This is a genomic window from Brevundimonas sp. (assembly GCF_050729455.1).
Taxonomy (GTDB): domain Bacteria; phylum Pseudomonadota; class Alphaproteobacteria; order Caulobacterales; family Caulobacteraceae; genus Brevundimonas.
In genome coordinates this window covers 44,311-53,046 of sequence record NZ_JBOHLI010000015.1, presented here as the reverse complement: position 1 = coordinate 53,046, position 8,736 = coordinate 44,311, and the positions used below count along the sequence as shown (strand labels likewise).

The window sequence follows — 8,736 nt, the reverse complement described above, 5'->3', positions numbered from 1 at the left end:
ATCTGCGGCATCGCCCGGTCCAGCCAGCCGCCGCCACGCGACTGCACGACGGCTTCGCTCTCGGCCACCCGCAGGACACAGACCGACAGGTCGCGATTGCGCGACCGCGCGCCCTCGGCCACCCGCGCCAGATGCGAGGCGAACAGGTCGCGGGTGAACAGGCCCGTGGCCGCATCCATCAGGTCCGAGCCGCGCACAGAATCGAGCGCCCGCCGAATAGCCTGACGGCGGCGATGGTTGCGGGCCAAGGCCAGCACCCGCTCGGCGGTCTCGTCTTCCGGCGTTTCGGCTGCGGCCACATCGGCGAAGCCCCGGCGGAAAAGGTCAGCGAGCTCGACCTCGCCCGCGCCGCGCAGATAGAGGATCAGGGGGATATGATAGAGGCGGGTGTTCCGCTTCATGCCCGAGGCGATGGACAGGGCCGGCGCATGATCCTGGCCGCCCCACAGCACGGCGGCGTCAAACGCCCGCTCATGCAGATAGTCGAAGGCGGTATAGGGCGTCGGCGCGGCGACCACCTCGGCGCCCGCCGCCGACAGGGCGTTGGACATGGCCAGGAAACGACGGTCCGCGGCGCCCGCCGTCAGGATCTGCAACGGGGTTTCGCCCACGTCCGGCGCGTTCAGGGTCACGCCGTGGGCGGCGAAAGTCGCCTGCCTCAACCGGAATTCTTCTTCCGCTATGCCAGCCCGCGTCAGTTGCTCCAGCCGCAGGGCGGCCTGGGCGGGATGCGGCGGCGAAGACATCATCAGATCGACGTCGCCGCTCTCGCCTTCGCCGGCGATCATGAGGATCGGCAGATAGCGCGGCGCGGCGGCCTCGCGCAGTCGGGCGGCGGCCGCCTGGCCCTCGAGCCCGCGAGCTTCGACGACAGCGGCGTCGACCGTCATGTCCTTCAGCACCAGAACGGCGGCGTCCAGCGTCCGCGCCGTCATCGTGGGCCATCCCAACTGGTCCAGCCCCTCGCACAGGGGGCCGATCAGGGCGTCATCAACTGCGACGACCAGTACGCGCGGATCGGAATCCAAACTTCTCTCCCCTTGGCCTGGACGGCTCGCCCCCGACGCCGACGCTCCAGGCCGGCTCATGATACTGATCACGCCCCCGATCTAGCAATGGGAACCGCGTCGGAGAGCGCTGCAAAATCAACGCCGCTCTCAGAGGGTTTCACCATAGGCCGAATGAGGTTAATCGGTCGCTTTGACGTCTGCCGAGGCTCAAGCTTGGATCAGCCCACCCGATTGTTGGCCCACCCCCTGTTCTGGGGTCGCCTGGCGGTGCGCGCCTTCGCTCGCAGTTGGGGGCGCGACGTCATGCTCTATACGGGCGGCGTGTCCTTCTTTGCGCTGCTGGCCGTGTTTCCGGCCATCGCCATCCTGATCGGCTTCTACAAGGCGGTCCTGTCCATCGCTCAGGTCAGCGAGCAGGCGACGGCGCTGGCCGACGTCCTGCCCCACGCCGCCCGCGCCATCTTCGTCGGCGAGATCGACCGCCTGGCCCATACCTCGGCCAGAACCGTCTCGGCGCAAAGCGCCCTGGCCCTGGTGATTGGCGGCTATGCCGCGCACCGAGGTTTCAAGGCATTACTGGCGGGTCTTAACCTAATCCATGATGAAACCGAGCCACACGGCTTCTTCAAATTCAACCTTCTGGCGGTCTTCGTCGCCCTGTTCGCCTTTGCGCTTTTCACCGTGGTCTCGGGCGCGGTCGTGACCTCCAGACTGCTGGAACATACTCAAGAAGCGCGGCCGCTGGCCTGGCTGACGATGCCTCTGGACGGGCTGTGGCCCTCGCTTGGCCTCTGGTTGGGGCTGACCATGCTCTATCGCTACGCCATGTCCCACAAGACGCGGGTGGCCTGGCCCCCGGCCCTGCTGGGCGGACTGACGGCGACGATCATGTCGTCGGTCTTCTCATGGCTGTGCGTCATCTATGTCGAACAGATCGCCCAACTCGGCGCCACCTACGGCTCGGTCGGCGCGGTGGTGGTGCTGCTCATCTGGCTGTCGTGGAACGTCAACGCCATCTTCTACGGCGGCGCCTTCGCCACGGAACTTGAGATCGCCTGGAAGCCGGAGGAGCCGGAAATCGAAACCGGCGGCTCGGTCGTCAGCCTGTCGGAGCGGCGCCAGTCTCGACAGTGATCCGCAAGGTCCCCTCGACCTCGACGATCTCGCAGACCCGCCCGCCCTGCTCGCTCATCAGATAGGGCACGTCGATCCGCGCCATCGGATCGGTGGCCAGCAGGGTCAGGCGCGCGCCGCCGGGCGCGCCCTCCATCGCCTTGCGCAGCCGCAGACTGGGCACCGGGCAGCGATGGCCGCGCGCATCGACCAGAATCGGCTCGCTCACGCCGTCACCGCGTCCAAAAGCATACCCAGAGCAACCCGGACGCTCTCCAGCCGAACCGCCTCTCGCCCTATGTCGCCGAACCGGCGCTCAACGTGAACAACGGCGCCGCTGGGGCCGACGGCGGCGAAATGCACCAGGCCGACCGGCTTCTCCGCCGAGCCTCCACCTGGACCAGCCACCCCGGTAACGGAGACAGACGCCGAGGCCCGCGATCGATGGACCGCTCCCAGCGCCATCGTTCGCGCCACGTGTTCCGACACCGCCCCGAACCGCGCCAGCAAGTCGTCTGAGACGCCCAGAAGATCGGTCTTGGCCTCGTTGCTGTAGGTGACGAAACCTCGGTCCAGCACCGCGGATGATCCGGCGATCGCCGTCAGGGCCCCCGACACCAGGCCGCCGGTGCAGCTTTCCGCCGTGGCGACCATGACGCCGGCCTTCAACGCGGCCTGGATCACGGCGGCGGCGGAGGTCTGAATGTCGTCCGGGAACATGGCTATGCGCTCCGTCTGCGAGTCGGTCTAAACCTGCCGACAGGGGGCGGGTCAGACGACCATGCCGATGCCAGCGGATCGCGAATGACCGATTCCACCATGACGACGGCCTTTCGCAAGGCCGATGCGATAACACCCGCGCTGTTCGCCGTCGCCATCTTCACGTCGGCGTCGCTGGTTTTTGTCGTTCAACCCATGGTGACAAAGCTGGTCCTGCCCATGCTGGGGGGATCGCCGTCGGTGTGGAACACCTCGATGGTCTTCTTCCAGACCGCGCTGCTGGTCGGCTACGGCTACGCCCACCTGCTGCAACGGGTTCGCTCGCTGAAGTGGCAGGCCGCCATTCACCTGACCCTGCTGCTGGCGGCGGCCCTGTTCCTGCCCTTGCAGATCAGCGGCCTGCTGGGCGAGCCGAACCCCGCCGCACCCACCGCCTGGTTGCTGGCGACGCTGGCCTTGTCCGTCGGGGCGCCGTTCGCCCTCCTGTCGGCCACTGCACCGCTATTGCAAGCCTGGTATGCGCGGGTTCGAGCCGATCATGAGGATGGTCAAAACCCCTACGTCCTCTACGCCGCCTCCAACCTCGGCAGCTTCCTGGCCCTGCTCGCCTACCCCGCCCTGATCGAGCCGCTGATGTCCCTGTCAGGCCAGAGGACGAGCTGGACCGGCGGTTACGGCCTGTTCGTCCTGCTGGTGATCGGCCTGGCCGTCGTGGTCTGGCGCCGGCGGGTTCAGGACGCGCCCGAGCCGGCGCCCCTGGCCGTCAGCGCACCCATCCCCTGGCGCGAAAAGGGCATTCTGGTCCTGCTGGCTGCCGCCCCGTCCAGCCTGATGCTGGGCGTCACCGCCCACCTGTCGACCGACGTGGCCTCCGCCCCCTTCCTCTGGGTCGCGCCGCTAGCCCTCTATTTGCTGACCTTCGTGATCGCCTTCCAGGCCAGGCCGTGGATCAGCCTTCCCACGACGCTCGTGCTGCAAGCCGCACTCGGCGCCGTCGTCGTCAGCCTGGTGGGGATGAACACAGGCCAGTGGCTGTTGCTGCTGCTGGGGCACCTCGCGGCCTTCTTCATCACAGCCCTGATGTGCCATCAGCGATTGGCGGCCCGGCGGCCCGCGCCTGATCGGCTCACCGAATTCTACCTGCTGCTGTCGCTGGGCGGCGTCGTCGGCGGGGCCTTCAACGCCCTGATCGCGCCGGTCATCTTCAACGGAGTCTGGGAATACCCTCTGGTTATGGTGCTGGTCGGGCTGGCCCGGCCCTGGGGCGAAGGCGCCCTGTCGCGCCGCGAGATCGTCATCCTGCTGATCGGCATCGGCGTCGCCGCTGCGCCGCCGATCGTGCTTGAGTTCATGCGCTACAACCCCGACTTCCGGGCGCTGCTCAGCGATCAGGCGCGGCTGCAGATGGTTCAGTTCATTCTGGGCGGCGCCGCGATCTGCGCCTTCCTGGTCCGAGACCGCGCGGTTCTCTTCACCATCATCATCGGCGTCATCACCCTGTCGGCGCATCACGTCGGTCGCGGCTATGACTGGAGCCTGACGGAGCGCAGCTTCTTCGGCGTCATGCGGGTCGCGGTCACGCGTGACGACGGCATGGGCGGCGACGTTCATGTCCTGATGCACGGCACCACCCTGCACGGCGCTCAGGCGCGCGCGCGCGGCTTCGCCTGCGGCCCGACCATGTATTACGCACCCTCCACCCCCTTGGGTCAGGCCGCCATGCGTATCCAGCAACGCACTCCGGCGGCCAAAATAGGCATCGTTGGACAGGGCTCGGGCGCCATGGCCGCCTACAAGCGCGCCGAAGACGAAATGACCTTCTTCGAGATCGACCCGATGGTGGACCGCGTGTCGCGCGACCCGTCCTGGTTCACCTACATCTCGAATTGCGCCGACGGCCCCATTCGCACCGTTCTGGGCGATGCGCGACTGACCATGGCCAAGGAGACGCCAGGCGCCTACGATCTGCTGGTCATCGACGCCTTCTCGTCAGACGCCGTGCCGACCCATCTGCTGACGGTCGAGGCCATCCAGGGCTATCTACGGCTGCTGAAGCCCGATGGCGTGGTGGTGCTGCACCTGTCGAACCGCAATCTCGAGATCACCATGCCGGCCGTCGCCGCCGCGCGTCAGCTGGGCGCGGCGGACCTGCATCAGATCTATGTTGAACAGCCGAACGCGCCGGAAATGTCCGAAGCCTCGACCGAGGCCCTGGCCATCTCACCGACCCCCGAGGGGCTGGCCGACTTCAAGGCCGACGGGCGCTGGCGCAAGCTGGCCCCGACCGAGGTGCGGCCGTGGACCGACGACTACGTCAACCTGTTCGGCGCCCTGATCCGGCAGATGAAGGGGCGGGGTTAGAGCCTGATCCACAGAAGCGGGATCAGGCTCGTCGCTGGTTCTTGAGCGAATATCTGAGCTCGAATGCGATCGCATTCGAGCCGATTTCGCTTAGGCCGCCCCCGCCACCCGCGCCAGATCCGCGGTGATCCGCTCGGCGACCTTCAGACGGTCGTCGGGCGTGGGCCAGTCGCCCTTCACCACGATCTTCTGATCCGGACGGATCTTCCAGAATGCTTGGTTCTTCTGGATCAGGCCCACCAATCCCATCGGATTGGGGAAGCTGTTGTTGCGCAGGGTCAGAACCGCGCCCTTGGGCCCGATGTCGATCTTCTCGATGCTGGCCGTGCGACAGTTGGCCTTGATGCCGACGATCCGCAAAAGCTGCTGCGCCTCGTCAGGCAGCGGCCCGAAGCGATCGATCAATTCCGCCGCCATGGCCTCGCGATCTTCCATCTTCTCGGCGTCCGACAGACGGCGATAGAGGCTGAGGCGAACGTTCAGGTCCGGCACATAAGCCTCTGGAATCAGGACAGCCGCGCCGACATTGATCGACGGCGACCAGCCGCGATCGGCCACTTCCTCGCCCTGCTCTCGCAGTTCGGCGACGGCGTCTTCCAGCATCTGCTGATACAGCTCGACCCCGACCTCGCGGATGTGGCCCGACTGTTCGTCACCCAGCAGATTGCCGCCGCCACGCTGATCCAGATCGTGGCTAGCCAGCTGGAAGCCGGCGCCCAGGTTGTCCAGCGACTGCAGCACCTGCAGCCGCCGCTCCGCCGACAGGCTCAACGGGCGCTTGGGATCGGTGGTCAGATAGGCAAAGGCCCGCGCCTTGGACCGACCGATGCGGCCCCGGATCTGGTGCAACTGGGCCAGACCGAACATGTCGGCGCGGTGCACGATCAGGGTGTTGGCCGTGGGAATGTCGATGCCGCTCTCGACGATGGTGGTCGAGACCAGGACGTCATAGCTGCCGTCGTAGAAGGCGCTCATCACGTCTTCCAGCTGGGTCGGGCTCATCTGGCCGTGGCCGACGACGAACTTCACCTCGGGCACCTGCTCGCGCAGGAATTTCTCGATTTCCGGCAGTTCCTTCAGGCGCGGCGCGACATAGAAGGCCTGACCGCCGCGATACTTCTCGCGCAGCAGGGCCTCGCGCACCAGCACCGGGTCCCACGGCGTCACATAAGTCCGCACCGCTAGGCGATCGACCGGCGGGGTGGCAATGATCGACATCTCGCGGATGCCCGACAGCGCCATCTGCAGGGTGCGCGGGATCGGCGTCGCCGTCAGGGTCAGCAGGTGAACATCGGCCCGCAGGGACTTCAGCTTCTCCTTGTGCTTGACGCCGAAGTGCTGCTCCTCGTCGACGATCACCAGCCCCAGATCGCGGAAGCCGACCTGTTCGGCCAGCACGGCGTGGGTCCCGACGACGATCTCGAACGTGCCGTCCTTCAGGCCCGCGCGCGTCTCGTTGGCGTCCTTGGCCGTAACCATGCGCGACAGGTGCCGCACCGTGATCGGCCAGCCGGCGAAGCGCTCGCTGAAGGTCTTGAAGTGCTGACGCGCCAGCAGGGTCGTCGGGCAGACGACGGCCACCTGTTGCCCCGTCATGGCCACGACGAAGGCGGCGCGCAGCGCGACCTCAGTCTTGCCGAAGCCGACGTCGCCGCAGATCAGGCGATCCATCGGCGTGCCCTTGCCCAGATCTTCCAGCACGTCGCCGATGGCGTTTAACTGGTCGTCCGTCTCTTCGTAGGGAAAGCGGGCGCAGAACTCGTCGAACAGGCCGGACGGCGGCGTGACGGCGTCGGACACGCGCAGGGCGCGCTTGGCGGCCAGGGCGATCAGCCCCTCGGCCATGGCGCGCAGTCGCTCCTTGGCCTTGGCCTTGCGGCCTTGCCAACCGGCGCCGCCCAGACGGTCCAGTTGAACCCCGTCGGCGTCGGTGCCGTAGCGGGTCAGAAGGTCGATATTCTCAACCGGCAAATAGAGTTTGCTGTCGCCGGCGTAGAGCAGTTCCAGGCAGTCGTGCGGCGCCTCCTGAATCTCCAGCGTCTTCAGGCCCTCATACCGTCCGATGCCGTGATCCAGGTGGACGACCAGATCGCCCGCCGTCAGGGCCGAGGCCTCGGCCAGGAAGTTGGAGGCCCGACGCTTGCGCTTGGGCCGCGCCAGACGGTCGCCCAGGATGTCGGTCTCGGAAATCACCGCCACGTCGTCGGTGACGAAGCCATGCTCGACCGGCAGGACGGCGCGCAGATAGATGTCCTTGGGCGCCGCCAGAACATCGTTCCAGTCGCGCACCGGCAGAACGTGCGTGAGGCCATGGTCGCCCAGCATGGCCGCCAGACGCTCGGCCGAGCCCTCGGTCCAGGAGGCGAACAGGACCCGTTTGCCTTCGCCTTTCAGCGTCTCGGCGTGCTGGGCCACGGCGGCGAACAGATTGACGCTGTCCTGTGAACGCTCGGCGGCGAAGCTGCGGCCCAGCCGCCCGCCGGCGTCCTCGCCCGTGCCTCCCGACAGCGGCGACAGGCGGCGCACGGCGCGTCCGGCCAGGGCGCTGTTCCAGTCGCCTTCGTCCAGATAGAGGCGCTGCGGCGCCGGGGCGCGATAGGCCGCGCCGCCCTTGCCCTTGGCGGCCTCCTTGCGCGCCTCATAGGCGTCGGTCGTCAGGCTCCAGCGTTCGGCGCGAGCCTGTTCCACCTGGCTGTCGAGGAAGACCGGAGCCGCATCCGGCAGGAAGTCAAACAGGGTGTCGAGCCGCTCGTAGAAGAGCGGCAACCAGTGCTCCAGACCCTGACGGCGCGCGCCCTCGCTGACGGCGGCGTACATGGGCTCGTCGCCCGCCGCGCCGAACAGGTTCAGATAGCCGCTGCGGAACCGGGATATGCTCTCGGCGTCCAGCAGGACCTCCGACACCGGCAGCAGGGCGACCTGCTTCAGCTGTTTGGTCGAGCGCTGGGTCTCGGGATCAAAGGCGCGGATGGATTCCAGTTCGCTGCCGAACAGGTCCAGACGCACCGGCTCATCGAAGCCCGGCGGGAAGACGTCGATGACGCCGCCGCGAATGGCGTACTCGCCGCGCTCCGACACGGTCGAGGCGCGCACATAGCCGTTGGCCGCGACGTAGCGTTCAAGCGCCGCCGTATCCAGATCACGGCCGACCCTGGCCTCGAACCCGGCGCCGGTGACGGCCTGACGCGGCGGCGTGCGCTGGGTCGCGGCGGCGATGGTGGCGACGACCAACAGCGGCCTGACGTCTGACGGATCGCGCTGGGCCAGCCGGGTCAGGGTCGCCATGCGTTGGGCCGCGACCGAAGCCGTCGGGCTCAGCCGGTCATAGGGCAGGCAATCCCAGGCAGGATACTCAAGAACTTCAAGTTCCTTGGAGAAAAAGCTCAGCGCCTGCACGAAATTACCGGAGCGCTGGTAATCACGCGCCACCAGCAGACCGACGCCGCCCTGGGCCTTCAGCCGTTCGGCGACGACCAGCGCGTCCAGCCCCTCGGGCGCGCCGCCCAGTTCGACGTCACGCCGCGCCATCGCC

Annotated in this window: 6 protein-coding genes; 2 read left to right on the top strand and 4 right to left on the bottom strand. The window is 67.3% G+C overall.

Annotated elements, in window-relative coordinates; genetic code table 11:
* Window positions 1–1,028 (bottom strand): GGDEF domain-containing protein (locus ACREEF_RS05900; RefSeq protein WP_431564668.1); only part of this gene is annotated, 1,028 nt, incomplete at its 3' end.
* A 285-nt stretch (window positions 1,029–1,313) separates the two neighbouring features.
* Here ACREEF_RS05900 and ACREEF_RS05895 point away from each other — a divergent pair.
* Entirely contained in the window at window positions 1,314–2,144 is an 831-nt protein-coding gene (locus tag ACREEF_RS05895) for a YihY/virulence factor BrkB family protein (RefSeq protein WP_431564670.1), read from the top strand.
* Here ACREEF_RS05895 and ACREEF_RS05890 read toward each other — a convergent pair.
* Together ACREEF_RS05890 and ACREEF_RS05885 are read right to left on the bottom strand one after the other, a co-directional pair.
* Complete coding sequence (locus ACREEF_RS05890) at window positions 2,110–2,352, bottom strand: sulfurtransferase TusA family protein (protein ID WP_431564667.1); 243 nt, start codon at window positions 2,350–2,352, stop codon at window positions 2,110–2,112. The genes ACREEF_RS05895 and ACREEF_RS05890 overlap by 35 nt on opposite strands.
* Window positions 2,349–2,843 (bottom strand): CinA family protein, encoded by a 495-nt coding sequence (locus ACREEF_RS05885; protein WP_431564666.1) that lies wholly within the window; start codon window positions 2,841–2,843, stop codon window positions 2,349–2,351. The genes ACREEF_RS05890 and ACREEF_RS05885 overlap by 4 nt, the downstream gene beginning before the upstream one ends.
* Window positions 2,844–2,927: 84 nt before the next feature.
* Here ACREEF_RS05885 and ACREEF_RS05880 point away from each other — a divergent pair, with 84 nt between their 5' ends.
* On the top strand, window positions 2,928–5,204 hold the full coding sequence (locus ACREEF_RS05880; protein WP_431564665.1) for a spermidine synthase: 2,277 nt from the start codon (window positions 2,928–2,930) through the stop codon (window positions 5,202–5,204).
* 90 nt (window positions 5,205–5,294) lie between these two features.
* Here ACREEF_RS05880 and mfd read toward each other — a convergent pair whose 3' ends face one another.
* Window positions 5,295–8,732, bottom strand: a complete 3,438-nt coding sequence (mfd, locus tag ACREEF_RS05875) for a transcription-repair coupling factor (RefSeq protein WP_431564664.1) — start codon at window positions 8,730–8,732, stop codon at window positions 5,295–5,297.
* Between the last annotated feature and the right edge of the window lie 4 nt (window positions 8,733–8,736).

What these genes read in the sequence shown, in the direction of transcription:
- ACREEF_RS05885 (WP_431564666.1), bottom strand. Translation starts at nt 2,843, where the DNA reads ATGTTCCCGGACGACATTCAGACCTCCGCCGCCGCCGTGATCCAGGCC.
- mfd (WP_431564664.1), bottom strand. Translation starts at nt 8,732, where the DNA reads ATGGCGCGGCGTGACGTCGAACTGGGCGGCGCGCCCGAGGGGCTGGAC.
- ACREEF_RS05895 (WP_431564670.1), top strand. Translation starts at nt 1,314, where the DNA reads ATGCTCTATACGGGCGGCGTGTCCTTCTTTGCGCTGCTGGCCGTGTTT.
- ACREEF_RS05880 (WP_431564665.1), top strand. Translation starts at nt 2,928, where the DNA reads ATGACCGATTCCACCATGACGACGGCCTTTCGCAAGGCCGATGCGATA.